The organism is Pseudomonas sp. DW-iso17, from assembly GCF_058725345.1.
On record NZ_JBZXEA010000004.1, the window covers coordinates 52416 to 78867 of the forward strand.

Annotated in this window: 24 protein-coding genes; 8 read left to right on the top strand and 16 right to left on the bottom strand. The window is 61.6% G+C overall.

The features are described 5' to 3' along the window. Window positions 1-253: 253 nt before the first annotated feature. From gcvT to arcD (AC4PS6_RS03830), 10 genes are all read right to left on the bottom strand, one after another. Window positions 254-1378: a glycine cleavage system aminomethyltransferase GcvT gene (gene gcvT, locus AC4PS6_RS03785; protein ID WP_038451322.1), complete on the bottom strand. Its 1125-nt coding sequence runs from the start codon at window positions 1376-1378 to the stop codon at window positions 254-256. 39 nt (window positions 1379-1417) lie between these two features. Next, complete coding sequence (locus tag AC4PS6_RS03790) at window positions 1418-2794, bottom strand: L-serine ammonia-lyase (RefSeq protein WP_020303147.1); 1377 nt, start codon at window positions 2792-2794, stop codon at window positions 1418-1420. A gap of 160 nt (window positions 2795-2954) precedes the next feature. Further along, on the bottom strand, window positions 2955-5792 hold the full coding sequence (gcvP, locus tag AC4PS6_RS03795) for an aminomethyl-transferring glycine dehydrogenase (protein WP_060766531.1): 2838 nt from the start codon (window positions 5790-5792) through the stop codon (window positions 2955-2957). A gap of 10 nt (window positions 5793-5802) precedes the next feature. After that, window positions 5803-6186 carry a glycine cleavage system protein GcvH gene (gcvH, locus tag AC4PS6_RS03800; RefSeq protein WP_014719698.1) on the bottom strand — a complete coding sequence of 128 codons (384 nt, stop codon included), beginning with the start codon at window positions 6184-6186 and terminating at the stop codon, window positions 5803-5805. A gap of 406 nt (window positions 6187-6592) precedes the next feature. Continuing rightward, window positions 6593-8101, bottom strand: a complete 1509-nt coding sequence (gene gcsR, locus AC4PS6_RS03805) for a transcriptional regulator GcsR (protein WP_336827246.1) — start codon at window positions 8099-8101, stop codon at window positions 6593-6595. 173 nt (window positions 8102-8274) lie between these two features. Beyond that, window positions 8275-8637, bottom strand: coding sequence for a DUF5064 family protein (locus AC4PS6_RS03810; RefSeq protein ID WP_060766532.1), 363 nt, complete (start codon window positions 8635-8637; stop codon window positions 8275-8277). A gap of 18 nt (window positions 8638-8655) precedes the next feature. After that, on the bottom strand, window positions 8656-9585 hold the full coding sequence (gene arcC, locus AC4PS6_RS03815) for a carbamate kinase (protein ID WP_014719696.1): 930 nt from the start codon (window positions 9583-9585) through the stop codon (window positions 8656-8658). Between the two features lie 136 nt (window positions 9586-9721). After that, window positions 9722-10732 (bottom strand): ornithine carbamoyltransferase, encoded by a 1011-nt coding sequence (locus tag AC4PS6_RS03820; RefSeq protein ID WP_014719695.1) that lies wholly within the window; start codon window positions 10730-10732, stop codon window positions 9722-9724. Window positions 10733-10744: 12 nt separating this feature from the next. Next, window positions 10745-12001, bottom strand: a complete 1257-nt coding sequence (gene arcA, locus AC4PS6_RS03825; RefSeq protein WP_014719694.1) for an arginine deiminase — start codon at window positions 11999-12001, stop codon at window positions 10745-10747. 24 nt (window positions 12002-12025) lie between these two features. Beyond that, complete coding sequence (gene arcD, locus AC4PS6_RS03830) at window positions 12026-13453, bottom strand: arginine-ornithine antiporter (protein WP_014719693.1); 1428 nt, start codon at window positions 13451-13453, stop codon at window positions 12026-12028. A gap of 397 nt (window positions 13454-13850) precedes the next feature. Between arcD (AC4PS6_RS03830) and arcD (AC4PS6_RS03835) the strand changes: the two genes are divergently transcribed. Next, window positions 13851-15278, top strand: coding sequence for an arginine-ornithine antiporter (gene arcD / locus AC4PS6_RS03835; protein WP_014719692.1), 1428 nt, complete (start codon window positions 13851-13853; stop codon window positions 15276-15278). Then, a complete protein-coding gene (locus AC4PS6_RS03840; protein ID WP_032902759.1) occupies window positions 15275-16138 on the top strand; it encodes a DNA-3-methyladenine glycosylase family protein in 864 nt (287 codons plus the stop codon). The genes arcD (AC4PS6_RS03835) and AC4PS6_RS03840 overlap by 4 nt, the downstream gene beginning before the upstream one ends. Window positions 16139-16226: 88 nt before the next feature. On the opposite strand, the gene AC4PS6_RS03845 is transcribed toward AC4PS6_RS03840, so the two are convergent. The 6 genes from AC4PS6_RS03845 to AC4PS6_RS03870 all read right to left on the bottom strand — a co-directional run bounded on the left by AC4PS6_RS03845 (window position 16227) and on the right by AC4PS6_RS03870 (window position 21410). Further along, the gene (locus tag AC4PS6_RS03845) at window positions 16227-17576 is read right to left on the bottom strand and encodes a CoA transferase (RefSeq protein WP_336827245.1); all 1350 of its coding nucleotides are present in this window, start codon (window positions 17574-17576) and stop codon (window positions 16227-16229) included. A gap of 37 nt (window positions 17577-17613) precedes the next feature. Continuing rightward, window positions 17614-18960 carry a sensor histidine kinase gene (locus AC4PS6_RS03850; protein WP_336827244.1) on the bottom strand — a complete coding sequence of 449 codons (1347 nt, stop codon included), beginning with the start codon at window positions 18958-18960 and terminating at the stop codon, window positions 17614-17616. Between the two features lie 64 nt (window positions 18961-19024). Further along, the gene (locus AC4PS6_RS03855) at window positions 19025-19483 is read right to left on the bottom strand and encodes an LTXXQ domain protein (RefSeq protein WP_014719688.1); all 459 of its coding nucleotides are present in this window, start codon (window positions 19481-19483) and stop codon (window positions 19025-19027) included. Window positions 19484-19734: 251 nt separating this feature from the next. Then, window positions 19735-20412: a response regulator transcription factor gene (locus AC4PS6_RS03860; protein ID WP_057013691.1), complete on the bottom strand. Its 678-nt coding sequence runs from the start codon at window positions 20410-20412 to the stop codon at window positions 19735-19737. Window positions 20413-20512: 100 nt separating this feature from the next. Continuing rightward, on the bottom strand, window positions 20513-20812 hold the full coding sequence (locus AC4PS6_RS03865; RefSeq protein ID WP_014719686.1) for a YciI family protein: 300 nt from the start codon (window positions 20810-20812) through the stop codon (window positions 20513-20515). A 1-nt stretch (window position 20813) separates the two neighbouring features. Then, the gene (locus AC4PS6_RS03870) at window positions 20814-21410 is read right to left on the bottom strand and encodes a septation protein A (protein WP_014719685.1); all 597 of its coding nucleotides are present in this window, start codon (window positions 21408-21410) and stop codon (window positions 20814-20816) included. A gap of 87 nt (window positions 21411-21497) precedes the next feature. Here AC4PS6_RS03870 and AC4PS6_RS03875 point away from each other — a divergent pair, with 87 nt between their 5' ends. The 6 genes from AC4PS6_RS03875 to rluB all read left to right on the top strand — a co-directional run bounded on the left by AC4PS6_RS03875 (window position 21498) and on the right by rluB (window position 26427). After that, window positions 21498-22361, top strand: a complete 864-nt coding sequence (locus AC4PS6_RS03875; protein ID WP_336827243.1) for a PHP domain-containing protein — start codon at window positions 21498-21500, stop codon at window positions 22359-22361. Between the two features lie 13 nt (window positions 22362-22374). Further along, window positions 22375-23004 (top strand): L-threonylcarbamoyladenylate synthase, encoded by a 630-nt coding sequence (locus tag AC4PS6_RS03880; RefSeq protein WP_003193796.1) that lies wholly within the window; start codon window positions 22375-22377, stop codon window positions 23002-23004. After that, complete coding sequence (locus AC4PS6_RS03885; protein WP_014719684.1) at window positions 23005-23823, top strand: segregation and condensation protein A; 819 nt, start codon at window positions 23005-23007, stop codon at window positions 23821-23823. Window positions 23824-23835: 12 nt separating this feature from the next. Continuing rightward, window positions 23836-24756 carry an SMC-Scp complex subunit ScpB gene (scpB, locus tag AC4PS6_RS03890; RefSeq protein ID WP_014719683.1) on the top strand — a complete coding sequence of 307 codons (921 nt, stop codon included), beginning with the start codon at window positions 23836-23838 and terminating at the stop codon, window positions 24754-24756. Window positions 24757-24882: 126 nt separating this feature from the next. Then, complete coding sequence (locus AC4PS6_RS03895) at window positions 24883-25074, top strand: DUF1289 domain-containing protein (RefSeq protein WP_014719682.1); 192 nt, start codon at window positions 24883-24885, stop codon at window positions 25072-25074. Between the two features lie 144 nt (window positions 25075-25218). Further along, the gene (rluB, locus tag AC4PS6_RS03900; protein ID WP_014719681.1) at window positions 25219-26427 is read left to right on the top strand and encodes a 23S rRNA pseudouridine(2605) synthase RluB; all 1209 of its coding nucleotides are present in this window, start codon (window positions 25219-25221) and stop codon (window positions 26425-26427) included. The last annotated feature ends 25 nt before the right edge of the window (window positions 26428-26452 follow it).

Here is a 26452-nt window from a genome sequence, read left to right on the forward strand (position 1 = left end):
GCGACCCATGCAAACACAGTGGGCAAACTCTACGCCAACTAATATGAAAAAAACAAGCCCTTGTGCAGACCCTTGTTTTATTGGGTCTCATGACACTTTGTTGAGTGTTCTGATACCGGCTTATTCGATAGAGTTATTCACTTGTTATAGGGCGTCAGCTATAAAAAGCCTATCGTGAATGCACTGTTTTATGGCGGTTGCGTTACAGTTCAGTGCACATTAACGCAACCGCGTTACTTATAGAAACAGTCAATCAGCCACGGTAGTAACGTTGCGGAACGAATGGCATTTTACTTACACGCAGTGGCACCTTTTTCCCACGTACCATTGCGCTAACTTCGGTATCCAATGCGACAAATGCGCTGTCCAGGTAACCCATCGCCAGCGGGCCGCCCAAGGTTGGGCCAAAGCCTCCGCTGCACACGCTGCCGATTACCGTACCCTGTGCATCGACAATTTCAGCGCCTTCACGCACCGGGGTACGCTCCTGCGGCAGCAGGCCTACGCGTTTGCGCGCCACCCCGGTTTGCTGTTGGGTGAAGATGCGGTCGGCGCCAGGGAAGCCGCCGGCCCGTGCGCCATCGGCACGCCGAGCCTTGGAAATCGCCCACAACAGGCTGGCTTCGATTGGCGTGGTGTCGGTATTCATGTCGTGACCGTACAGGCACAGGCCGGCTTCCAGGCGTAGCGAATCGCGGGCGCCCAGGCCGATGGCCTGCACTTCGGTTTCGGCCAGCAGGCTGCGGGCCAGGCTCTCGGCATTGGCCGCCGGCACGGAGATTTCAAAGCCGTCTTCACCGGTGTAGCCGGAGCGGCTGACGTAGCACTCCACGCCCAGCAAACGCAGGGTGGCAAATTGCATGAAGGTCATCTGGGTGACTTCAGGGGCCAGGCGCGCCAATACTTTCACTGCCGCCGGGCCTTGCAGGGCGAGCAGGGCGCGTTCTTCGAACAGCGGTTCGATGGTGCATTGGTCGCCGATATGTGTACGCAGGTGCGCCAGGTCCTGGTCCTTGCAGGCGGCGTTGACCACCAGGAACAATTCGTCGTTGCCCAGGTTGGCGACCATCAGGTCGTCGAGGATGCCGCCTTGCTCGTTGGTGAACATCGCATAGCGCTGCATACCCACTGGCAGGTCGATGATATCGACGGGCACCAGGGTCTCCAGGGCCTTGGCGGCATTCGCGCCGGTGAGGCGGATCTGGCCCATGTGGGAAACATCGAACAACCCGGCCTGTTCACGGGTATGCAGGTGTTCCTTCATCACGCCCAATGGATACTGCACCGGCATGTCGTAGCCGGCGAAGGGCACCATGCGCGCGCCGAGTTCGAGGTGCAAGGCGTGCAGAGGAGTTTTCAACAGGGTTTCGGTGGACATATTCAGCTCCTGAAAAACGTGCCGACGCGCTTGTGGGCGTCAGCACTCGATAATGTTGACCGCCAAACCGCCACGGGCGGTTTCCTTGTATTTGCTTTTCATGTCGGCGCCGGTCTGGCGCATGGTGCGGATGACCTTGTCGAGGGACACAAAGTGCTGGCCGTCGCCACGCAGGGCCATGCGCACCGCATTGATCGCCTTCACCGAGCCCATGGCATTGCGCTCGATGCACGGCACCTGCACCAGCCCGCCAATGGGGTCGCAGGTCAGGCCGAGGTTGTGTTCCATGCCGATCTCGGCGGCGTTTTCCACTTGGGACACGCTGCCGCCCAGCACTTCACAGAGTGCGCCTGCGGCCATGGAACAGGCCACGCCGACTTCGCCCTGGCAACCGACTTCGGCGCCTGAGATCGAAGCATTTTCCTTGTACAAAATGCCGATGGCGGCCGCGGTGAGCAAAAAGCGCACCACACCGTCTTCGTTCGCGCCGGGGATGAAGCGCATGTAGTAGTGCAGCACGGCGGGAATGATCCCAGCCGCGCCATTGGTGGGCGCAGTGACCACGCGCCCGCCATTGGCGTTTTCTTCGTTGACTGCCAGCGCATACAGGTTGACCCAATCGAGCACCGACAGCGGGTCGCGCAGCGCCGACTCCGGGTTCTTGCACAACTGCCGATGCAAGGCCGCCGCCCGGCGCTTGACCTTCAAGCCTCCGGGCAAGATACCTTCGTTGCGACAGCCGGCATCGACGCAGTCCTGCATGACCTGCCAGATCTTCAACAACCCGCTGCGGGTTTCGGCTTCCGGGCGCCAGGCACTTTCATTGGTCAGCATCACCTGGCTGATAGACAGGCCATAGGTGGCGCAATGGCCGAGCAAGTCCTTGGCGTGTTTGAACGGGAAGGTCAGGGGTGTGGCGTCTTCGACGATACGGTCGGCGCCCGCCGCGTCTTCATCCACCACGAAACCGCCACCGACCGAGTAGTACTCGCGGCTACGGGTCTGAATGCCGGCGGCGTCAAAGGCACGAAAGATCATGCCGTTGGGGTGATAGGCAAGGGGCTTGCGAATCATCGCCAGGTGTTCTTTCTCGTTGAACGCAATGCTGTGTTCGCCGAGCAGGTTGAGGCGCCCGTCACTGCGCATCTGCGCCAGGCGTGCAGCCACGGTTTCGGTATTCACGGTGTCCGGATGTTCGCCTTCCAGGCCCAGCAACACAGCCTTGTCGCTGCCGTGGCCTTTGCCGGTGGCGCCCAGCGATCCATAGAGTTCCACCTTGATGCCGCAGGTGGCGTTGAGCAGGTTGTCACGCTTGAGCCCCTCGACGAATCGAGCGGCGGCACGCATCGGGCCGACGGTGTGGGAACTGGAGGGGCCGATGCCAATCTTGAACAGGTCGAACACGCTAAGGGACATGGTTGTTCTCCGGTTTCTTATTATTTTCTGAGGAGGACTCGGTCAATGTGGGAGCCGGGCTTGCCCGCGATAGCGGTGGGGCAGACAACATCACTGTCGGCTGATACACCGCTATCGCAGGCAAGCCAGCTCCCACACTGGCCGCGTATCTCCCGTCAGATCAGGCGTAGCTCTCGATAGAAGGGCACGCACACACCAGGTTGCGATCGCCAAACACGTTGTCAACCCGGCCAACCGGCGGCCAGTACTTGCCTTCGATCAATGAAGCCACCGGGTACACCGCTTGTTCACGGCTGTATGGGTGGCTCCATTCGCCCACCAGTTCAGCGGCGGTGTGCGGCGCGTTTTTGAGTGGGTTGTCGTCTTTGTCCAATGTGCCGTTTTCCACCGCGCGAATTTCTTCGCGGATGGCGATCATGGCGTCGCAGAAGCGGTCCAGCTCTTCCTTGGATTCACTTTCGGTCGGCTCGATCATCAAGGTGCCGGCCACCGGGAACGACATGGTCGGTGCATGGAAACCAAAATCGATCAGGCGCTTGGCCACGTCGTCCACGCTGATGCCGCTGCTGTCTTTCAACGGGCGCAGGTCCAGGATGCATTCGTGGGCCACCAGGCCATTGCTGCCGGTGTACAGCACGGGGTAGTGCTCTTCCAGGCGACGGGAAATGTAGTTGGCATTCAGGATCGCCAACTGCGACGCGCGCTTGAGGCCGGCGCCGCCCATCATGCTGATGTACATCCAGGTAATCGGCAAAATGCTCGCGCTGCCGAACGGCGCGGCGCACACCGCGCCTTCCTTGCGTTCCATGGCCGCGTGGCCGGGCAGGAATGGCGTGAGGTGCGACTTGACGCCAATCGGGCCAACGCCTGGGCCGCCACCGCCGTGGGGAATGCAGAAGGTCTTGTGCAGGTTCAGGTGGGACACGTCGCCGCCGAACTTGCCCGGTGCGCACAGGCCAACCATCGCGTTCATGTTGGCGCCGTCGATGTACACCTGGCCGCCGTTGTCATGAATGATCCCGCAGATTTCGCGGATACCTTCCTCGAACACGCCGTGGGTGGACGGGTAGGTGATCATCAGCGCAGCGAGGTGCTCGCGGTGCTCGATGGCCTTGGCGCGCAGGTCTTCGATGTCGACGTTGCCGCGCGCGTCGCAAGCGGTGACCACCACGCGCATGCCGGCCATGTTGGCGGTGGCAGGGTTGGTGCCGTGGGCTGACGACGGGATCAGGCAGATGTCGCGACGTGCTTCGCCACGGCTCTGGTGATAGGCACGGATGGCCAAGAGGCCGGCGTACTCACCCTGGGAACCGGCGTTGGGTTGCAGGGAGATCGCGTCGTAACCGGTGGCCGCGCAGAGCATGGCTTCCAGTTCGCTGGTCAGTTGCTGGTAGCCGGCGCTTTGCGCGGCGGGGGCGAACGGGTGCAGGGCACCGAATTCGGCCCAGGTCACCGGGATCATTTCGCTGGCGGCGTTGAGCTTCATGGTGCACGAACCCAGCGGGATCATGGTGCGGTCCAGGGCCAGGTCTTTGTCGGCCAGCTTGCGCAGGTAGCGCATCAGCTCGGTTTCCGAGTGGTAACGGTTGAAGACCGGGTGGCTGAGGATCGGCGACTGGCGCAGCAACGCGCTCGGCAGGGTGCTGTCGGTGGCAGCAAAGGCCGGCAGGGTTTTGCCGTCCGCGAAGAGGGCCCACAAGGCCTCGATATCGGCCTGGGTGGTGGTTTCGTCGACCGACAGGCCAACGCGCTCGCCATCCACCACGCGCAGGTTGATGCGCTGGGCGCGGGCCTTGTCGTGCAGGGCGGCGGTGTGGGCGCCGGTATTGAGGGTCAGGGTGTCGAAGAAGTGTGCCTGCTCGACGTTCTGGCCCAGGGCCGTCAAGCCCTTGGCCAGGATCGCGGTCAGCTGGTGAATGCGCTGGGCGATCTGGGTCAGGCCTTTGGGGCCGTGGTACACGGCGTACATGCTGGCGATGTTGGCCAGCAGCACTTGGGCAGTGCAGATGTTGCTGGTGGCTTTCTCGCGGCGGATATGTTGCTCGCGGGTCTGCATGGCCAGGCGCAGGGCCGGCTTGCCGAAGCGGTCGACGGAAACACCGACCAGACGGCCTGGCATGTCGCGCTTGAACGCATCCTTGGTGGAGAAGTACGCCGCGTGCGGGCCACCGAAGCCCAGTGGCACGCCAAAGCGCTGTGCGCTGCCAATGGCGACGTCGGCGCCGAATTCACCCGGCGGCGTCAGCAGGGTCAGGGCCATCAGGTCGGCGGCTACGGCGACCAGGGCGTTGGCGGCGTGGAAGCGCTCGGTCAGCTCGCGGTAATCGAATACATCGCCGTTACTGGCCGGGTATTGCAGCAGGGCACCGAAGAACGCGCTGACGTCGGTCAGTTCACGCTCATCGCCGACCACCACATCGATGCCCAAAGGTTCAGCACGGGTGCGCAATACGTCGAGGGTTTGCGGGTGGCTGTGCACCGACGCGAAGAACGCGTGGCTGCCTTTGTTCTTGCTCAGGCGCTTGCAGAAGGTCATGGCTTCAGCAGCGGCGGTGGCTTCGTCAAGCAGGGAGGCGTTGGCAATCGGCAGGCCGGTGAGGTCGCTGATCAGGGTCTGGAAATTCAGCAGGGCTTCCAGGCGGCCTTGGGAAATCTCGGGTTGATACGGCGTGTAGGCGGTGTACCAGGCCGGGTTTTCCAGCAGGTTGCGCAGGATCGGCGACGGCGTGTGGCAGTTGTAATAGCCCTGGCCGATGTAGGTCTTGAACAGTTGGTTCTGGCTGGCGATGGCCTTGATCTTGGCCAGGGCCTGGGCTTCGCTCAAGCCGTCTTCCAAGCCGAGCACGCTGGTGCCCTTGATGCTTTCCGGGATCACGCTGGCGCTCAGGGCTTCGAGGGAATCAAACCCCAGGCTGGCGAGCATTTGCTGCTCATCTTCCTGGCGCGGGCCGATGTGGCGGGCGATGAATTCGTTGGCGGTGGTCAGATTAACGGTCATGGCGCGCTCCTCAAGCTTCAGCGTTGGCTTTGATCAGACGGTCGTACGCATCCTGATCCAACAGCTTAGCCACTGCATCGGCATCGGCGGGTTTAAAGCGGAAGAACCAGCCTTCGCCCATCGGGTCTTCGTTGACCAGTTCCGGGCTGCCATCGAGCTTGTCGTTGACTTCGAGGACTTCACCGTCCAACGGCATGTACACACCACTGGCGGCCTTGACCGACTCCACGGTGGAGGCTTCGGCGCCCTTGGTATAAGCCTGCAACTCTGGCAGTTGCACGAAAACCACATCACCCAGCGCGTTCTGCGCAAAAGCGGTGATACCCACGGTGACGCTGCCATCGGCTTCGGCGCGCAGCCATTCGTGATCTTCAGTGAAACGCAACTCGCTCATGGAAACTCCTCAGGGCCAGAATCGTCTGGTGGACGGGATTGGAATAATGAGGAGTTGCTTAGCAATATCGCGGCCAATGTTATTAAGTCGTTATAGATCAACAGGTTAATAAATTTAACGAGAAGGTTGGCTGAATACGCTGTAGCGAATTCGCTACAGTCCGGTGCGTGAAAAAAAGCCTATGCGGATCAAAGCCTTGCATGGCTCGCAAAAAACAGGGTTGTAGCGATATCGTTACGCTGTAGCGCTTTCAGTACACTGGATGTCGTTCTCAGACCAAATCTGTAATGCGGTCTCTGTGGGAGCTGGCTTGCCTGCGATAGCGGTCTACCTGTCACTAGGGAGTTGGATGACCCAACGCTATCGCAGGCAAGCCAGCTCCCACAGTTGAACCGCGTTTATTCCGTCAGGGTTTGTTGGGAATGCCGTATTTGCGCAGGCGATGGGCAATCGCGGTATGGGAGGTTTGCAGGCGGCTGGCGAGCTGGCGGGTTGAGGGGTAGCTGGTGTAAAGCTTTTCCAGCAGATCGCGCTCAAAGTCTTCCACGGCCTGTTCCAGGCTGTCGACTTCGCTATCGCTCTGGCGCGCCACCGAGGTGCCGGCGATGTCCAGGTCGCCGATGTCCACCAGGCTGCTTTCGCAGATGGCGGCAGCGCGGAAGATCACGTTTTGCAACTGCCGCACGTTGCCCGGCCAGTGGTTGCCCAGCAGGGCTGGATAGGTACCCGGCGCCAGGCGGCAGACCGGGCGCTGGATCTGCGCGCAGGCTTGCTGCATGAAGTAGCGCGCCAGCAGCAGGATGTCCTGGCCGCGTTCACGCAAAGGCGGCACGGCGACGTTGAGCACGTTGAGGCGGTAAAACAGATCTTCGCGAAAGGTGCCTTCGCTGACCATCTTTTCCAGGTCGCGGTGGGTGGCGCTGAGGATGCGCACATTGACCTTTACTTCGCGGTCGCCACCCACGCGGCGAAAGCTGCCGTCGTTGAGAAAGCGCAGCAGTTTGGCTTGCAGGTACGGCGACATTTCACCGATCTCATCGAGAAACACCGTGCCCTGGTTGGCCAACTCCATCAGCCCCGGTTTACCACCGCGTTGCGCGCCGGTAAAGGCGCCCGGCGCATAGCCGAACAATTCACTTTCGGCGAGGTTTTCCGGCAACGCCGCGCAGTTCAGTGCCAGAAACGGCGCACTGTGACGCGTGCTGATGGCGTGGCAGGCGCGGGCCACCAGCTCTTTGCCGGTGCCGGTTTCGCCCTGGATCAGCAGCGGTGCATCCAGCGCCGCCACCCGTTGCGCCCGAGCCTTGAGCGTGCGGATCGCCGGGGACTCGCCCAGCAGCGCATCAAACCCTTCGGCATGGTCATGGTGCAGCGCCGACAGTTGTTCGCCGATGCGGTTGGGCTGGTAGAGGGTAAGCAGGGCGCCAGCGTCGGTGATCGGCGTGGCGCCCAGCAGCAAGGTCTGGCCGTTGACGCTGATCTCGCGCAACGGCAAGCGAAAGCCCTGGTCCAGCAAGGTTTCCAGCAAGGCCGGATCATCGAACAGCTCGGCGATGCTCTCACCGGCCGGTTCACGCCCGTACAAGGCGATCAGCGCCGGATTGGCCAGCAGGATCTTGCCTGCACTGTCCAGGGCCAGCACCGGGTCGGTCATGGCCGCCAGCAGGGCGTCGAGTTGCAAGTGGCGACGCTGGCCCGGAAGGATGTCGACGACCTTTACCGCCTGCACGCCGTGCACGCTGAACAACGCATCGCGCAGCTCTTCAAGCACCTCGGCGCTGAGGGTCGGCGCATCGATATAGACATTGGGCGGCACCATTTCCACCGCATCCAGATTGAGATTGCGCCCACCGAGCAAGGCCAGGACTTCCTGGGTGATGCCGACGCGGTCGATGAAGCTGACGTGGATACGCATGGGGCGGATCTTGATTCTGGAGTGCTGAGGGTGGCCAGTATGCCTTGGAGCCGGTGGAGATCAAAATGTGGGAGCTGGCTTGCCTGCGATGGCGGTGGGTCAGTTACCGAAAATATCGTCTGACAGGTCGCTATCGCAGGCAAGCCAGCGCCCACATTCGATTGGGGGGCAGGTTATTCCAGGTGTTCGGGTTTGACCGGGTCGCCGGATTTCACATCCAGTTGATGCCGCACATCTTCAAACATCAGGTCGTACTGCTTGTGCATCGACCCATTCAACACGGCCATCTTCGGCATGCCGTATTTCTGCGCGATGTTCATCGCGTGCCGGGCAAAGTCGTACGCCTGATCCTTGGGCAGGAAGAACTCTTCCTGGAGGTCCTTGCCCTGCACCGAACCGTGCAGTTTGAAGAGCATTCCCTTGCCTTCCTTTGGGTCCTGGCTGACTTCATAGTCGATGCACAGGTTATAGCTGTAGTCATGCTCGTTCAGCGCGTGTCGCTCGATATGCAGGTGGCCGGGTTCAAAGATAGCCATAGGCGTTTCTCCTCAACTTCACAGGTAGGTGATGCCAGGTTTGGCCGTGCTGATGCGCGTGCCGGCGCTGCCCTGGACGATGGCTTCGATGTCCGAGAGTGAACCGATCACCGCAGTTTTGCCAGTCTGGCGGGCGAACTCGCAGGCGGCCTGGACCTTGGGCCCCATGGAGCCGGCGGCGAAGCCGAGTTTTTCCATGTCGTCGGGGTGGGCCTGGCCGATGGCCTTCTGGGTGGGCTTGCCGAAGTCGATAAAGGCGGCGTTGACGTCGGTGGCGATCACCAGCAAATCGGCCTCCAGTTGCGTGGCCAGCAAGGAGGAACACAGGTCTTTGTCGATCACGGCTTCAATGCCGCGCAGCTTGCCGTCTTCGCCATACATCGTCGGGATGCCGCCGCCACCGGCGCAGATCACGATGGCTTTTTTCTCCAGCAGCCATTTGATCGGGCGAATTTCAAAGATGCGTTTGGGGCGCGGGCTGGCGACCACGCGGCGGTATTTGTCGCCATCGGGCGCGATGGCCCAACCTTTCTCGGCGGCGAGTTTCTCGGCTTCGGCTTTGGCATACACCGGGCCGATGGGCTTGGTAGGGTTCTGGAAGGCCGGGTCCTTGGCGTCCACTTCGACCTGGGTGAGCAGGGTGGCGAACGGCACTTCAAAGTCCAGGAGGTTGCCCAGTTCCTGTTCAATGATGTAGCCGATCATGCCCTCTGTCTCAGCGCCCAGCACGTCCAGCGGGTAAGGCGAGACGCTGGTGTAGGCCGCTGCCTGCAATGACAGCAGGCCCACTTGCGGGCCATTGCCGTGGGCGATCACCAACTCGTTGCCGGGGTGGATCTTGGCGATCTGTTCGGTGGCGATACGGATGTTGGCCCGTTGATTGTCTGCGGTCATGGGTTCACCACGACGCAGGAGGGCGTTGCCGCCCAGGGCTACGACGATGCGCATACAGAATGTCCTTCTAGAATGATCGTTCCCACGCTCTGCGTGGGAATGCCTCACCGGACGCTCTGCGTCCGCTCTTGTGGCGCAGAGCGCCACTGGCTGCATTCCCACGCGGAGCGTGGGAACGATCAGAGTGGGGTTAGATGTCTGCCAACGCCGACACCAGAATCGCCTTGATGGTATGCATGCGGTTTTCCGCCTGCTCGAAGGCGATATTGGCCGGCGACTCGAACACCTCTTCGGTCACTTCCACGCCATTGGCCAAGTGCGGATAGCGCGCCGCAATGTCCTTGCCGACCTTGGTTTCACTGTTGTGGAACGCCGGCAGGCAATGCATGAATTTCACCCGAGGGTTGCCCGAGGCTTTCATCATCTTGGCGTTGACCTGGTACGGCAGCAGTTGCTCGATGCGCTCGTCCCACGCTTCCACTGGTTCGCCCATGGACACCCAGATATCGGTGTGGATGAAGTCCACACCTTTCACGGCTTCTTTCGGGTCTTCGGTGATGGTGATGCGTGCGCCGCTTTCCTCGGCAAAGGCCTGGCATTGCTTGATGAAATCTTCATGGGGCCACAGCGCTTTGGGCGCGCCGATGCGCACGTCCATGCCCAGCTTGGCGCCGATCATCAGCAGCGAGTTGCCCATGTTGTAGCGGGCGTCCCCGAGGTAAGCGTAGCTGATGTCATGCAGCGGCTTGTCGCTGTGTTCGCGCATGGTCAGGGTGTCGGCGATCATCTGGGTCGGGTGGAATTCGGCGGTGAGGCCGTTGAACACCGGCACACCGGCGAACTTGGCCAGCTCTTCGACGATTTCCTGCTCAAAGCCACGGTATTCAATGGCATCGAACATCCGGCCCAGTACGCGGGCGGTGTCTTTCATGCTTTCTTTGTGGCCGATCTGCGACGACACCGGGTCGATATAGGTGACGTGGGCGCCCTGGTCATGGGCCGCGACTTCGAAGGCACAGCGAGTGCGGGTGGAGGTTTTTTCGAAGATCAGTGCGATGTTCTTGCCCTGCAAGTGCGGGCGCTCGGTGCCGGTGTATTTGGCGCGTTTGAGGTCGCGGGACAGGTCCAGCAGGTAATGCAGCTCGCGAGTGGTGTGGTGCATCAGCGACAGCAGGCTGCGGTTGCGCATATTGAAAGCCATGATGAAATCTCCTTAATAGTCGATAGGGTCGCGGATGATCGGGCAGGTCATGCAGTGGCCGCCGCCACGGCCTCGGCCGAGTTCACCGGCGCTGATGGTGATCACTTCCACACCGGCCTTGCGCAGCAGGGTGTTGGTGTAGGTGTTGCGGTCGTAGCCAATCACCACGCCCGGTTCCACGGCCACCACGTTGTTGCCGTCATCCCATTGCTCGCGTTCGGCGGCGAAGCTGTTGCCGCCGGTCTCGACCACGCGCAGGGCCTTGAGGTTGAGCGCTGCGGCCACGGTTTCGAGGAAGTTGGTTTTCTCGCGCTGAATGTCGATGCCGTGGGGCTTGCTCTCGTCAGGGCGCAGGGTGAAAGGCACGATCTGGTTGACCACTTCGGGGAAGACGGTGACCAGGTCGCGGTCGCAGAAGCTGAACACGGTGTCCAGGTGCATCGCGGCGCGGGATTTGGGCAGGCCGGCCACGATGACGCGCTCCACGGCTTTGTTCTGGAACAGGTTGCGCGCCAGTTGGCCAATGGCCTGGTGGGACGAACGCTCACCCATGCCGATCAACACCACGCCGTTGCCAATCGGCATCACGTCGCCGCCTTCCAGCGTCGCGGCGCCATGTTCCTGATCGGGGTCGCCGTACCAGATCTGGAAGTCCGCGTTGGTGAACTCAGGGTGGAATTTATAGATGGCGCTGGTCAGCAGGGTTTCCTGGCGGCGCGCCGGCCAGTACATCGGGTTGAGCGTCACGCCGCCGTAGATCCAGCAGGTGGTGTCGCGGGTGAACTGGGTGTTGGGCAGTGGCGGCAAGATGAAACTGGCATGGCCGAGAAAATCGCGGAACATCTCGATGGTCTTGCCACCGAAGCTGCTCGGCAGGTCGTCGGCCGATACGCCGCCAATCAGGTACTCGCTGATTTTGCGCGGCTCCAGGCTGCGCAGCCACGAACCGACTTCATCGACCAGGCCCAGGCCTACGGTGTTGGCGGTGATCTTGCGTTCCAGGATCCAGTCCAGCGCTTCGGGGTTGGCGACGATGTCGGTGAGCAGGTTGTGCATTTCCAGCACATCAATGTCCCGCTCGCGCATCTTGGTCACGAAGTCGAAGTGGTCGCGCTTGGCCTGGGCCACCCACAGCACGTCATCGAACAGCAGCTCGTCGCAGTTGTTTGGGGTCAGCCGCTGGTGGGCCAAACCTGGGGAGCACACCATGACTTTGCGCAGTTTGCCGGCTTCGGAATGTACGCCGTACTTCACTTTTTCCGTGGTCATTACAGATCCTCCAGTGAACAACAATTACAGGGTCAGGAAGCCGTCGTAGAGCCCATAGGCCGCCACCAGGGCGCCAATGACCACTGCGGCGAAAATCAGCTTCTCGACGGGGGTGAAAATCGGTTTGCCCAGTTCACGCTTGGCTTTGGCGAACAGGATCGCGCCAGGGGCATAGAGCAGGGCGGAGAGCAGCAGGTATTTGGTGCCGCCGGCGTAGAGCAGCCAGATCGCATAGATCAGGGCGATAGCGCCGATGAACAGGTCCTTTCTGCGCTCTTTGAGGGCGTTCTCGTAGGTCTCGCCGCGCACCGCCAGCAGCAGGGCGTAGGCCGCCGACCACAGGTAAGGCACCAGGATCATCGAGGTGGCGAGGTAGATCAGTGACAGGTAGGTGCTGGCGGAAAACAGCGTGATCACCAGGAATATCTGCACCATTGCGTTGGTCAGCCACAGGGCGTTGACCGGCACATGGTTGGCGTTTTCCTTGCGCAGGAACTCCGGCATGGTGTGGTCCTTGGCGGCGGCGAACATGATCTCCGCACACAGCAGCACCCAGGACAGCAGCGCGCCGAGCAGGGAGATGATCAAGCCCACGCTGATCAGCACCGCGCCCCAGTGGCCCACCACATGCTCCAGCACGGCGGCCATCGACGGGTTTTGCAGTTTGGCCAGTTCCGGCTGGGTCATGATCCCCAGGGACAGCACGTTCACCAGCATCAGGAACAGCAGCACAGTGATAAAGCCGATCACGGTGGCCTTGCCCACGTCACTGCGTTTCTCGGCACGGGACGAGAAGATGCTCGCGCCTTCGATGCCGATAAACACCCACACGGTGACCAGCATCATGTTGCGCACCTGGTTCATCACACTGCCCAGGTCCGGGTTTTTCACGCCCCAGATGTCAGCGGTGAAGATGTCCAGCTTGAACGCGAACAGGGCGATGAGCACGAACAGCAGCAGCGGCACCACCTTGGCGACGGTGGTCACCAGGTTGATGAACGCCGCTTCCTTGATCCCGCGCAGCACCAGGAAATGCACGGCCCATAACAGCACTGACGCAGCGATCACCGCCGTCGGGGTATTGCCCTCGCCAAAGACCGGGAAGAAATAGCCCAAGGTGCTGAACAGCAACACGAAGTAGCCGACGTTGCCCAGCCATGCGCTGATCCAGTAGCCCCAGGCGGATGAAAAGCCCATGTAGTCGCCGAAACCGGCCTTGGCGTAGGCGTAGACCCCGCCGTCGAGGTCAGGCTTGCGGTTGGCGAGGGTCTGGAACACGAAGGCGAGGGTCAACATGCCGATGGCGGTAATCACCCAGCCGATCAACACCGCACCGACATCGGCGCTGGCGGCCATGTTTTGTGGCAATGAAAAGATACCGCCGCCAATCATCGAGCCGACGACAAGTGCGACCAGGGCGCCTAGTCGAAGTTTTCCGGGAGTTTCAGACATTGCATGACTCCAATGCAGGAGAAGAGAGACCACAGAATAATTCCGTGCGCTAATCAAACAGCTGACTCAGATCACTTCATTGGCACATTCCATTGTGAATTAACGACTTAGGGTGAGGTTTTTGCGGACGAACAAGTCCCGCAAAGGCGCTTGATAGAGCGCTCTTTGCTTTGTGGTTAATCATTTGGTCGAGGGCATGGGTGTTGACGCTAGTTCGTATTTGCGAATGTGCAAATTTTTTGTACGTTGTTTGACTATCGCTTCATAATTGACGTATTTAAATTCTAAATAAGCCTAAACTTCCTACCTTTACATATCCTTATGTTATGACAACGTCATTAATCTGAATTACTTGTGTGCGCAGTTGTCGCCCAACCGTTTATTTCGAGGAAGCTGCATGACCCAACCCGCCCAGAAACTCCGGCTCAGTGCCCTGATCGCCCTGGTGGTGGGCTCGATGATTGGCGGCGGCATCTTTTCATTGCCGCAGAACATGGCCGCCCGTGCCGAAGTGGGCGCCATATTGATCGGCTGGGCGATCACCGCCATCGGCATGCTGACCCTGGCCTTTGTGTTCCAGACGTTGGCGAACCGTAAGCCCGAACTGGACTCCGGTGTGTATGCCTACGCCAAGGCGGGTTTTGGCGACTACATGGGCTTTTCATCCGCCTGGGGTTACTGGATCAGTGCGTGGATGGGCAATGTCGGTTATTTCGTCTTGCTATTCAGCACCCTCGGCTACTTTTTTCCGGCGTTCGGCCAGGGCAATACGCCGCTTGCCATCGGCTGCGCGTCGCTGTTGCTGTGGGCCGTACATTTTCTGGTGATGCGCGGGATCAAAGAGGCAGCGTTCATCAATCAGGTGACGACGGTGGCGAAGATCGTGCCGCTGCTGATGTTTATCGTGATCGCCGCCGTTGCATTCAAGGCGGATATTTTCACCCGCGATATCTGGGGAATGGGTAACCCGCAGATGGGCAGCGTGGTCGAGCAGGTGCGCCACATGATGCTGGTCACGGTGTTTGTATTTATCGGGATCGAAGGCGCCAGTGTGTATTCGGCGCGGGCGCAGAAACGCTCGGACGTGGGGCGCGCCACGGTGATTGGTTTCGTGGGCGTGCTGGCCTTGCTGGTGCTGGTGAATGTGTTGTCCCTGGGCATCATGAGCCAGCCGGAGCTGGCGCAATTGCAGAACCCGTCCCTGGCCGGTGTGTTGGAGCATGTCGTCGGGCCTTGGGGCGCGGTATTGATCAGTATCGGCCTGGCGGTTTCGCTGCTCGGCGCGTTGCTCTCCTGGGCGCTGCTGTGCGCGGAAATCCTCTATGCCACCGCCCAGGACAAGACCATGCCGGCGTTCCTGAAGAAGGAAAACGCCAATCAGGTGCCGGTCAATGCCTTATGGCTGACCAACGTGATGATCCAGGCATTTCTGGTGATCACGCTGTTTTCCGCCAGCACCTACACCACCCTGATCTACCTGGCGTCCTCGATGATCCTGGTGCCTTATTTGTGGTCGGCGGCCTATGCGGTGCTGTTGAGCGCGCGCGGCGAAACCTATGCAGGCTGGCAGCGCCGGCGCATGAAAGATCTGCTGGTGGGGCTGGTTGCCCTCGGCTACGCGATTTGGCTGCTGTATGCGGGGGGCTTGAAGTATTTGCTGCTGTCGGCGTTGCTGTACGCCCCGGGTGTGATCCTGTTTGCCCTGGCCAAGCGCGAGCAGGGCCTACCCTTGTTTACCGCCGTGGAAAAAGGCATTTTCAGCGGCGTGATCGCGGGCGCCGGGTTAGCCGCGTATGGGCTGTATAGCGGGGTATTGTCACTGTGAGATTGGCGTATCAACCGCCCTACGACTGGGCGGCGATGCTGGGGTTCCTATCGGCGCGGGCGATTACCGGGTTGGAAACCGTGGTCGCCGGCGTATATCGGCGCAGTATCAGTGTGGCGGGCCGACATGGCTGGGTCAGCGTCGAACCGGGCGTGGGGGATTGGCTGGAGGTGACGGTCGACTTTCCCGAGCCTGCAGCGATGCCTGAGATCGAGCGGCGCTTGCGCAGGATGTTTGATCTGGATGCGGTGCCTGAGGTGATCAACGCGCAATTGTCGCAAGATCCCCTGATGGCGCAACTGGCTGCGGCCCGCCCTGGCCTGCGGTTGCCAGGCACCTGGGACGGGTTGGAACTGGCGATTCGTGCAGTGCTGGGCCAGCAGATAACCGTGGTGGCGGCGATTCGCCTGGCGAGCAAGCTGGTGGCTCAGTATGGCCTGGCGCTGGCATCCCCGCACGCCGGTATCACCCACCTGTTCCCGACACCAGAAGTGCTGGCGGCGGCAGACCTGGCCACCCTGGGCATGCCCAAGGCGCGGGGTCGTACGTTGTCCGGTGTGGCCCAGGCGCTGTTGGATGATCCTCAGCTTTTCGAACCCAAGGCCAGCCTCCAGGACGGCGTTGCACGGCTGGTTGCGTTGCCGGGGATTGGAGAGTGGACCGCGCAGTACATCGCCATGCGCCAGTTGCGCGAGGTGGATGCATTTGCGTCGGGGGATATCGGGTTGATCAATGCTTTGGCAGCCTTGGAAGGTGGGCCGGTGTCGGCGCGGCAGTTATTGGCGCGGGCCGAGGCGTGGCGGCCGTTGAGGGCGTATGCGGCGCAGCATTTGTGGACGTCGTTGAACCGCGGGGATTGATAGCGACGGTGATGGCCCCATCGCGGGCAAGCCCGGCTCCCACACTGATCCTGTGGGAGCTGGCTTGCCTGCGATAGCGGTGCCCAGGTCACCACTGAGGTCGGTGTGACCCTAACTCCACCGCCGGCAAATCCCACTGCAACGGCGTGCCACTGATGCTCAGCGGCGCCAGTAGCCGGTGGGCCTGGCCCCAGGCTGTCTGCTCCACGACCAGGCCCTGGTCATTGATGTCTTCCTCACGCAATGCCGCTTGCTGTGACACTTGCCCGGCCGCCACCAGCAACTTCGCCGTGCGCGCCAACGACAAGCGCGCCGAACCGCCGCGTCCGGAGTCCAGGCGCTCGGCCAAAGCCCGGATCGCGCTGGCGGCCATCAAATAGCCGGTGGCGTGATCCAGCGCCTGCACCGGTAGCGGCAGCGGTTTATCCGTCTGTTTCCAGGCCATGCCGGCCTCGGCAATCCCGCTGCTCATCTGCACCAGGCTGTCAAAGCCACGCCGATTACGCCATGGGCCGCTCCAGCCGTAGGCGTTGAGGCTGACGTCGATCAGGCCGGGGGCGATGTGCTGACGTTCGCCAAGGGTATAACCCAGTTGCTCCAGGGCATCGGCGCGGTAACCGTGGAACAGAATGTCGGCGTCCTTGAGCAACGCTTCAAACACCTGCCGGTCGTCGTGGCGCTTTAGATCAAGGCGGGCGCAGCGTTTACCCAGGGTCATTTCCGGGACGACGCCAGGTTCGTTCCAGGTGGGCGAGTCGATGCGCAGTACGTCGGCGCCTAAGCCTGCGAGGAAACGACTGGCCACCGGGCCGGCCAGCACCCGGGTCAAATCCAGCACCTTGATGCCGGCCAGTGGGCGAGCGGCTGAGCCTAGCCAGGGTTTGTCGATGCCGGGTTCGAAGACCTGGCGCTGGATCAACGCTTCGGCGTTTACCGCCAAGCCTTGGGGATGCTGCTGCCAGGCTTGCCAGCTACGCATTTGCGCGGCACAACCGCCCGCATCGACAACCGCCTGTTCCAGTTCGGCGGCTTTCCAGGTCGCGACTCTACTCGCCATGGCGGCGCGATCAGCGGCAGACCCCAATACCCGCTCGGCCGCCGCACGATGATGGGGCGCGTTGGTGTGCAGGCGGATCCAGCCATCGACGCTGGCGTAATCACCCGCTACCGGGTCCCACAAAGGCGGCACTTGCCACCCCACGGGGCGAATCGACGAAGAGAACCACAACGAGGCCAGGCGCCGATCCACGCTGACGCTGGGCAGACGCCCGGTTTGTTGCTCAATCAACTGGGCGATAGCCTGGCCCGCGGCGCCGATGCTGGCGGCCGCCAGGTCAGTCACGGCAAAGGTCGAGGGCAAGGCACCGGCCTGGGTCTGGGGCAGTGGGGCGTGCGGTAACGCGAGTGCGGCTTGGATGGGAGTCAGCAGGTCAGTCATCAAAGGCCCTCCGTAAGAGAAGGGCCACTATAGAAGATCATCCCACTGGTGTGGCAACCCCAGGGATCAAGGGCAGTTCGATGCTGGCGATAAAGCCGCCATCGGGATGGTTGGCCAGGATCAGGTTGCCGCCATGGCGCTCGGCGGCGCGACGGGCGATGGCCAGGCCCAGGCCATGACCTTGGGCGGTCTGGCCCGGCGCCCGATAGAACGGCTCGCCCAATTGGCTCAGGTGCTCGGCTTCAACGCCGGGGCCGTGGTCGCGTACGCTGATCAGAATGCGCCCGCCTTGATGCTGGGCCTGCAATTCAATCGGTTCGCCCACCGGGTTGAAGCGCTGGGCATTGCGCAGCAGATTGTCCACGGCACGTTCGATCATGGTCGGCCAGCCTTTAAGCTGCAAATCATTGGCAGTCATCAGTTGCACCACTTGCTCGGGGGCACTGAGTTGGGCGTCCTTTTGCAGGGTTTTAAGCAACGGGGTGAGGTCGATGTCTTCGGCGCTGGCGTTGTCGGCGTCAACCCGTGCCAACACCAGGATCTCGCTGATCAAGGCTTCCAGGCGATCGCATTCGCGGGTCAGGCGCGGCCAGAGTTTTTCCCGCTCTTCGGGGCTGGCGCGTTCGGCCAGGGCCAGGGCGATACGCAAGCGCGCCAACGGCGAGCGCAGTTCGTGGGAGACGTCGCGCAGCAACTGGCGCTGGCTGCCGATCAGGCTTTGCAGGCGCGCGCCCATGCGGTTGAAGTCGTTAGCCAAGACACCGAATTCGTCGCGCCGGTTGGCCAGTTGCGCCAGGCTGTTTTGTTGATAGGTGGTTTGCCCCAGATCATGCACCGCGCCGCGCAAACGACTGAGCGGGCGAGTAATGGACAACGTCACCAGAAGGCTGAACAGGGTCAGCACCACCAGGGTAATCGCCAGGGCACTGAGCGGCCACAGCAGGCTGCTGCGGTGCCAGGCTTCCAGCTCCGGGTGGGGAATGCGGTAGATCAGCAGGTAGGTGTCGCCGGTTTTGTCGCTGGTGTACTCGGCGGTCAGGCGTCGCCACGGCAGGTGGCCGTCCTGGCTGTCGTTCTGCCGGGCTTCGAAGGCGGCGGCGCGGCGCGGGAAGGTGCCCCGCACCACCGGCTCGCCACTCTCGTTCAGCACTTGCACATCAATGTGGTACTGGCGTTTGCGCTGTTGCAGCAAGTCCTGGGCGGCGTCTTCGCCCTGGGCTTCATAGAGTTGCGTCCACTCTTGGGCCAGGTTGTTGAGGCCAGGGTGGCGGCTCAGAATCCAGGCGTCCTGGTTGAGCATATGCCCAAGCAAAATCGACAACCCGCCTACCAGGGCGATGGCCAGCCAGAAACTCGCCAGGATACGCCAGAACAATGAACGCACAGGAAACCCTCAAACAGGAAAAGCCCAGCGGCGCGAACCACTGGGCTGGGGTGAAGCTAGGCCATTATTGCGCTTTTTGCGCTTGCTGGGCTTTCCAGGCCTGGAACTCTTTCCATTCGGCGCGGCGCTCGGCTTGCTTCTTGACGATCTCGTCGTACTTCTTCTGTTGGTCGGGCTTGAGCACGGCGCGGATATCGGCCTGGGTTTTCTGCTTGCCGGCGGCGATTTCGTCCTGCATCGCCTTCTGGTCAGCGGCCGGCAGTTTGTCCAGGTACTTTTGGGTCAGGTCTTTGCGAGCGTGCCATTGCTCACCCATCAGCTTGCGGATCTGCTCACGCTGTTCCTTGCTCAAGTCCAACTGGCTGAACGGGCCACCTTTACCACGCGGACCGTGTTCACCGTGGCCTGGGCCACCCATCATGTGGCCTTCGTGGCCGCCCATCGGGCCCGGGCCTTCAGGCATGGCCATGGCGACGGTAGGCAGTGCAGCGGCGAGCATCAAAGCGATAAGGGTCTTGCGCATGGTGATTCTCCTGTCTCTATTCCGGTGAGTCCGGATGTGAGTAGGTTACGCAGCGCAAGGTCAGCGGCGGTCAGGGGAGGGTAAAGCTTCGGTAAAGACGGGTTTGACAGGAGCTGACAAAACCCTTGGAGGTGATGAAATCAATGGTGGGAGCTGGCTTGCCTGCGATAGCGGTGGGCCAGTTAGCATAACGGTGGACTGACACACCGCTATCGCAGGCAAGCCAGCTCCCACAGGGTTAAGCGGGATGTTTAGAGGCTGTAGTAGTAGCCACGACTACGCAGCGCCACGATGCGTGGCCGGCCATCCGGGTGTGGGCCGATCTTCTTGCGCAGGTTGCTGACGTGCATGTCCAGGCTGCGATCGTAGAGGGTCAACTTGCGGCCCAGGGCGATCTGCGCCAGTTCCTGTTTGTCCAGGGGCTCGCCGGGTTGACGCAGCAAGGCTTCAAGCAGGCGGCTTTCGGAGACGGTCAGGGTGAATTCCTGCTCATCAATGCTGACCACCCCGCGCACCGGGCTGAAGCACAAGTCGCCCAGTTCCAGCTGGGTCGATACCGCGGCCGGGTGGCTGCGTCGTAACACGGCGCGCAGGCGCGCCGTCAGTTCGCGCGGATCGCAAGGTTTGGCCAGGTAGTCGTCGGCGCCCAGTTCCAGGCCGAGGATGCGGTCCAGAGGCTCGCCCCGCGCCGAGAGCATCAGCACCGGCAACTCCGGGTGGTCGTTGCGCAGTTGCTTGAGCAACTCCAGGCCGCTGCCGTCGGGCAGCATCACATCGAGCACCACCGCCGCCGGGGCGGCTTCGGCCAAGGCTTTGCGGGCGCTCAGGCCGTCGTGGCAGGCGCGCACCTGGAAGCCTTCCTGGCTCAACCAACTGGTCAGCAGCTCACAGAGCTCCTGGTCATCATCTATCAGTAACAGCTCGCTCATGACTCACTCGATTTAGCCATTGTCGACGGCGACGACCCCACCGGTGACGCCGTGAGCCATTAGGAGTGCGCCGAAACGATTAGGTTCGACGCAGCCGGGTTCAAGGCAGGACTTGCTTGAACGGCTTGATCACCACATCGGCATAAACGCCAGCTGCAACGTAAGGGTCTGCCTTGGCCCAGGCCTCGGCGTCGGCCAGGGAGGCAAACTCGGCCACGATCAGGCTGCCGGTGAAGCCGGCGTCGCCCGGGTCATTGCTGTCGACCGCCGGGTGCGGGCCGGCCAGTACGATGCGGCCTTCGGCTTGCAGCTGTTTAAGGCGCTCGACGTGGGCCGGGCGTACGCTCAAGCGTTTTTCCAGCGAGTTGGCAATATCGGTGGCAATGATGGCGTAGAGCATGTCAGTCCTCGGTTTTCGGCGTGGTAGACGCGGTGTCATGCAGGTGGCGCGACAGGTAGATGCCCTGGCCGATCAGGAACAATACGGTCATGCCCAGGCTGCCGAACACTTTGAAGTCGACCCAGTAGTCCTGGAACGTGAAGGCCACGAACAGGTTGGCGGCACCGCAGAACAGGAAAAACACGATCCAGGCCACGTTCAGGCGCACCCACACCGGCTCCGGCAAGGTCAGCGCATGGCCCATGATTCGCTTGATCAGCAGGCGGTCACCAATGAAGTGGCTGCCGATGAACACCAGGGCGAACAGCCAGTTCACCACCGGGGCTTTCCATTTAAGGAAGGTTTCGCTGTGGAAGGCCAGGGTCAGGCCACCGAATACCAGGCAGGCGATAAGGGTCAGCCATTGGCTTTTTTCCAACTTGCGCTGGGAGATGAAGATGGCGCCGTACACTACGATGGAGCTGATGATCAGTACGGCAGTGGCACTGTAGATGCCTCCGAACGATAGCTCGTGGCCGGCGATTTCGATGACCCTGGGGTCGAGTTTGGTAACGATGAAAAACAGCAACAGCGGGATGAAGTCGATGAATTGTTTCACAGTAAGAGCCAGAAGCTGGATGTGACGGCATAATAACAAACATCCTTGGTTGCGATAGCGCCAGCTGACTTGAGGTTACACACTCCCGTGAATGTTGATTTGCACTGCCACAGCACGGCCTCCGACGGCGCCCTGGCGCCCGCGGTATTGGTTGCGCGTGCGTTTGAAAAAGGCGTGCGAGTTTTGGCATTGACCGACCACGACACCCTCGAAGGCCTCGATGAAGCCCGCCAGGCCGCGCATTCCCTGGGCATGCAGCTGGTCAACGGCGTGGAATTGTCCTGCACCTGGGGCGGCGCCACCATCCATGTGCTGGGCTACGGTTTTGATCAAAAGGCCCCGCCCTTGGTGGCGGCGATTGCCCAATTGCACGATGGCCGCTGGCTGCGGTCCGAAGAAATAAGCCGCAAACTGAGCCTTAAAGGTATGCCTGGCGCCCTCGACGGCGCCCGCGCCATCCAGCAGGAGCTGGGCGACAGCGGCAACGCACCGGCCCGTCCGCATTTTGCCGACTGGATGGTGCGCGAAGGCTATGTCAAGGATCGCGCCGAGGCCTTTCGCAAATGGCTGGGCGCCGGCAAGTTGGGCGATGTGAGGCTGCATTGGCCGACCCTGGAAGACACCGTCCAGACCCTGCGGGCCTCCGGGGCCTGGGTCAGCCTGGCGCATCCCTGGCATTACGATTTCACCCGCAGCAAGCGCCGCAAGCTGATCAGCGACTATATTGGTGCGGGTGGCCACGCCATCGAGGTGGTCAACGGGCATCAACCGGCAGAACAGGTCGGCAGCCTGGCGATCCTTGCCCGCGAATTTGGTCTGCTGGTCAGTGCCGGCAGTGATTTTCATGGCCCAGGCGGCTGGTCCGAGATTGGCGAGTATCGTCAGGTCCCGGAAGATCTGCCGCTGTTGTGGGGGCGATTCAAGCATGACCCCATTATTGCCACCGTCTGAACAGGTAGAGCACGTGAGTCAATTCTTCCAGATTCATCCGGAAAACCCTCAGGCGCGCCTGATCAAGCAGGCCGTAGAGATCATCCGCGCCGGTGGCGTGGTGATCTACCCGACTGATTCGTCCTACGCCATTGGCTGCCAGATCGGCGACAAGGGTGCGGTCGAGCGGGTAAGACGCTTGCGCCAGCTGGACGACAAGCACAACTTTGCGCTGATCTGCAGCGACTTGTCCCAGCTCGGCCTGTTCGCCAAGGTCGACACCGGTACCTTCCGCCTGCTCAAGGCCCACACGCCGGGGCCTTACACGTTCATTCTCAACGCCACTCGCGAAGTGCCGCGCCTGTTATTGCACCCGAAAAAACGCACCATCGGCCTGCGCGTGCCGGAACACCCGATTGCCCTGGCGCTGCTGGCCGAGTTGGGCGAACCGCTGATGAGCGTGTCGTTGATCCTGCCCGGCGAAACCGAGCCGTTGTACGACCCTTACGAAATGCGCCGTTTGCTGGAAAAGCACGTCGACCTGATCATCGACGGCGGCTACGGCGGCAACAAGGCCTCCACGGTGATCAACCTGGCCGATGGCGAACCAGAAGTGGTGCGTGTGGGTTGTGGCGACCCGGCTCCGTTCATGGTCGAGGCCTGAATGTCAGCCGTGGAAGCCGCTGATCCCCAGGCTGGCGCCCAGCAAGAACTGCCGTTTGCCATGGTGTATGGCCAGGCGGTCATGGAAATGCCCCTGGACCTGTACATCCCGCCGGACGCCCTGGAGGTGTTCCTTGAAGCCTTCGAAGGCCCCCTGGACTTGCTGCTGTACCTGATCCGCAAGCAGAACATCAATATCCTCGATATTCCGGTGGCAGAAATCACCCGCCAGTACATGGGCTATGTCGAGCTGATGCAGTCGGTGCGCCTGGAATTGGCCGCCGAGTACCTGGTGATGGCCGCCATGCTCGCCGAGATCAAGTCGCGCATGCTGTTGCCGCGCTCGGAGACGGTAGAAGCCGAAGAGGATGACCCGCGCGCCGAGCTGATCCGCCGCCTGCAGGAGTACGAACGCTTCAAGGCTGCCGCCGAAGGCATCGACGGTCTGAGCCGTGTGGGCCGTGATGTGGTGGTGCCCAAGCTCGACGCTCCCGAGGCGCGCGCGCGCAAGTTGCTGCCGGACGTGAGTCTGGAAGAATTGCTGATGTCCATGGCCGAAGTACTGCGCCGTGGCGATATGTTCGAGAGCCACCAGGTCAGCCGTGAAGCGCTGTCCACCCGCGAGCGCATGAGCGATGTGCTGGAACGTCTCAAGGGCGGTGGGTTTGTGCCCTTTGTCGAGTTGTTCACCGCCGAGGAAGGGCGCCTGGGCGTGGTGGTGACCTTTATGGCGATCCTTGAGCTGGTCAAGGAATCCTTGGTCGAGCTGGTGCAGAATGAGCCTTTTGCGGCTATCCACGTGCGGGCGCGAGCCGAATAACGAGCTGAATCGATGAATCTGACTGAACCCCGCGAACTGGCCCCTTTGCTGGAGGCCTTTCTCCTGGCCTCGGGCAAACCGCAATCTTTGGAGCGCCTGTTCGAACTCTTTGAAGAAGCCGAACGCCCGGAGCCGCCGGTGTTCAAGAAAGCCTTGGAGATCCTGCGCAAGTCCTGTGAGGGCCGTGCCTTTGAGTTGCGCGAAGTGGCGTCGGGTTATCGCCTGCAGATCCGTGAGAAGTTTTCACCGTGGGTCGGGCGTTTGTGGGAAGAGCGCCCGCAGCGCTACTCGAGGGCGATGCTGGAGACCATGGCGCTGATCGCCTATCGCCAGCCCATCACTCGGGGCGAGATCGAAGACGTGCGTGGTGTGGCGGTCAACAGCCATATCGTCAAGACCCTGCTGGAGCGCGAGTGGATTCGCATCGTTGGCTACCGTGACGTGCCCGGCAAACCGGCGATGTTCGCCACCACCAAGGTGTTCCTCGATCATTTCAACCTGAAGAACCTCGACGACCTGCCGCCGCTAGCCGAACTGCGCGAAATGGAGGCCGAGCCAGTGCTCGATTTCGACGACGCGCCGGTGCCGCAAAGCCTGCAGGAACTGGCCGATGCCAGCGCCGAGCCGGAGGAGCCCAAGGACGAAACCAGTTTCCATACGTTGTTGCTGGAGCTGGACGACATGGAGCAGGGGATCAAGACCGACTTCGACGATTTGCTGCGTGATGGTGCGGCGGAGCCAGAAACCCAGGTGAACGTTGAATCCGAGCCTGAGGTCGAAGCCCAAGACGATGTGCTTGGCGTGGCCCAGGCCCGGGAAAAGCTCCTGGCCGCCGTCGCCGCCCTCGAACAGCCGCCCCTGAGTGACGAAGAAGACGAAGCCCGGGCGCTGGCCGAGGCCATCGAAAACGAGCGCCGCCAGCTCGAAGACTGACCGGCTCTGAGGTTCACCGCGCAACCCATGTGGGAGCTGGCTTGCCTGCGATGCAGACGCCTCGGTCTCTCAGATGCAAGGAGGTGATGCCATCGCAGGCAAGCCAGCTCCCACAGAGGATCGACCATGAGTGCCCTGAAAGACCCGTGCATCAGCATCTGCAAATTCAGCGACGACATCTGCGTCGGCTGTGGCCGCAGCAAGCGTGAAATCCGTGCCTGGAAGAAACTCGATAAAGCCGACAAGCGCACGGTATTGGCCGAAGCCCAGCTGCGTTTGCTGGCTCTGGGCGCCACCGGTCGGCGGAAAAGCAAATGACTTGGGCGTTATCGGCTAGTCTGTGATGCGCAACACGCGCCATGCGCGTATGATTCGCGACCCCTTGCCGACCTATTCGGCCTAGGCCCCGCTTTCAATACCCCTCAGGCCACGCCTGAATCGACCCACCGGGAGGTGCTTACGATGAATGACCAAGACCAGAAAGACCAGGAAATCGGCCCAGCAGGCGAAAAGCTGCAAAAAGTGCTGGCGCGTATCGGCGTGGGCTCGCGCCGCGACGTCGAAGCCTGGATCACCCAGAAGCGCATCAAGGTCAACGGCGTCGAGGCTACCCTCGGCCAGCGCGTCGACCTGCACGATGCAATCACCATTGATGGCAAGGTCATCAAGCGTGAAGAGGCCGCCGAATCGGTGCGCCGCGTGATCATGTACAACAAGCCCGACGGCGAGATCTGCACCCGTGACGACCCGGAAGGCCGTCCGACCGTGTTCGACAAGATGCCCAAGCCTAAAGAAGGCCGCTGGATCAACATCGGCCGTCTGGACATCAACACCACCGGCTTGCTGATGTTCACCACTGACGGTGAATTGGCCAACCGCCTGATGCACCCGTCCTACGAGATGGACCGTGAATACGCCGTGCGTGTACGTGGTGAAGTCGATGACGAGATGATCGAACGCCTCAAGGCGGGCGTGGTGCTTGAAGACGGCCCGGCCAAGTTCACCGACATCAAGCAGGCGCCGGGTGGCGAAGGTTTCAACCACTGGTACCACTGCGTGGTGATGGAAGGCCGTAACCGTGAAGTGCGTCGCCTGTGGGAGTCCCAGGGCCTGGTGGTCAGCCGCCTCAAGCGCGTGCGTTTCGGTCCGGTGTTCCTGAACTCCGACCTGCCGATGGGCCGCTGGCGCGAAATGAGCCAGTACGAGGTCGATATCCTCAGCGCCGAAGTGGGCCTGACGCCGGTTGCCATGCCGCAGATGAACGCCAAGAGCAAAGACAAGCTTGAGCGTATGCAGCGCAAATCGTCGCGCCCAGTGCCACGTACCGAACGTGTTGCCCGCACCCTGCGCCCTGCGCTGGATGCACCGGCCACCGGCGGTCGTATCTCGCGTCAGCCGCACATTGAAGGTGAACGCCGCCCCACCACGCCATCGCGTCAGGAAGGCGAGCGTGCGCCACGTACGCCGCGTCCTGCTCCGGCGGGTGGTCGTAGCAACCGTGGTGAAGCGGATCGCCCGGCCGACAACGCCAGCACCAAGCGTCCAGCCAAGCCAGCGGCGAACAAGCGCCCTGGCCCGAAACTGGTCGCGGACGAGCCTTCGGGCAAGCGCCGTGGCGCACCGGCCGGTTCCGGCCAGCGTCCTGGTTTTGGTCGCAAGAAGCCGCAGTGATACGTTAAGCGCCGCATAAAAACGC

Bases quoted from the DNA above. Each gene is read 5' to 3' on its own strand.
- AC4PS6_RS03820 (WP_014719695.1), bottom strand. From the start codon at position 10,732: ATGGCTTTCAATATGCGCAACCGCAGCCTGCTGTCGCTGATGCACCAC.
- AC4PS6_RS03885 (WP_014719684.1), top strand. From the start codon at position 23,005: ATGTCAGCCGTGGAAGCCGCTGATCCCCAGGCTGGCGCCCAGCAAGAA.
- gcvH (WP_014719698.1), bottom strand. From the start codon at position 6,186: ATGAGCGAGTTGCGTTTCACTGAAGATCACGAATGGCTGCGCGCCGAA.
- arcD (WP_014719692.1), top strand. From the start codon at position 13,851: ATGACCCAACCCGCCCAGAAACTCCGGCTCAGTGCCCTGATCGCCCTG.
- AC4PS6_RS03790 (WP_020303147.1), bottom strand. From the start codon at position 2,794: ATGTCCCTTAGCGTGTTCGACCTGTTCAAGATTGGCATCGGCCCCTCC.
- AC4PS6_RS03860 (WP_057013691.1), bottom strand. From the start codon at position 20,412: ATGAGCGAGCTGTTACTGATAGATGATGACCAGGAGCTCTGTGAGCTG.
- gcvT (WP_038451322.1), bottom strand. From the start codon at position 1,378: ATGTCCACCGAAACCCTGTTGAAAACTCCTCTGCACGCCTTGCACCTC.
- scpB (WP_014719683.1), top strand. From the start codon at position 23,836: ATGAATCTGACTGAACCCCGCGAACTGGCCCCTTTGCTGGAGGCCTTT.
- AC4PS6_RS03855 (WP_014719688.1), bottom strand. From the start codon at position 19,483: ATGCGCAAGACCCTTATCGCTTTGATGCTCGCCGCTGCACTGCCTACC.
- rluB (WP_014719681.1), top strand. From the start codon at position 25,219: ATGAATGACCAAGACCAGAAAGACCAGGAAATCGGCCCAGCAGGCGAA.
- AC4PS6_RS03845 (WP_336827245.1), bottom strand. From the start codon at position 17,576: ATGACTGACCTGCTGACTCCCATCCAAGCCGCACTCGCGTTACCGCAC.
- gcvP (WP_060766531.1), bottom strand. From the start codon at position 5,792: ATGACCGTTAATCTGACCACCGCCAACGAATTCATCGCCCGCCACATC.
- AC4PS6_RS03865 (WP_014719686.1), bottom strand. From the start codon at position 20,812: ATGCTCTACGCCATCATTGCCACCGATATTGCCAACTCGCTGGAAAAA.
- AC4PS6_RS03895 (WP_014719682.1), top strand. From the start codon at position 24,883: ATGAGTGCCCTGAAAGACCCGTGCATCAGCATCTGCAAATTCAGCGAC.
- gcsR (WP_336827246.1), bottom strand. From the start codon at position 8,101: ATGCGTATCCACGTCAGCTTCATCGACCGCGTCGGCATCACCCAGGAA.
- arcA (WP_014719694.1), bottom strand. From the start codon at position 12,001: ATGACCACGGAAAAAGTGAAGTACGGCGTACATTCCGAAGCCGGCAAA.
- AC4PS6_RS03810 (WP_060766532.1), bottom strand. From the start codon at position 8,637: ATGGCTATCTTTGAACCCGGCCACCTGCATATCGAGCGACACGCGCTG.
- arcD (WP_014719693.1), bottom strand. From the start codon at position 13,453: ATGTCTGAAACTCCCGGAAAACTTCGACTAGGCGCCCTGGTCGCACTT.
- arcC (WP_014719696.1), bottom strand. From the start codon at position 9,585: ATGCGCATCGTCGTAGCCCTGGGCGGCAACGCCCTCCTGCGTCGTGGT.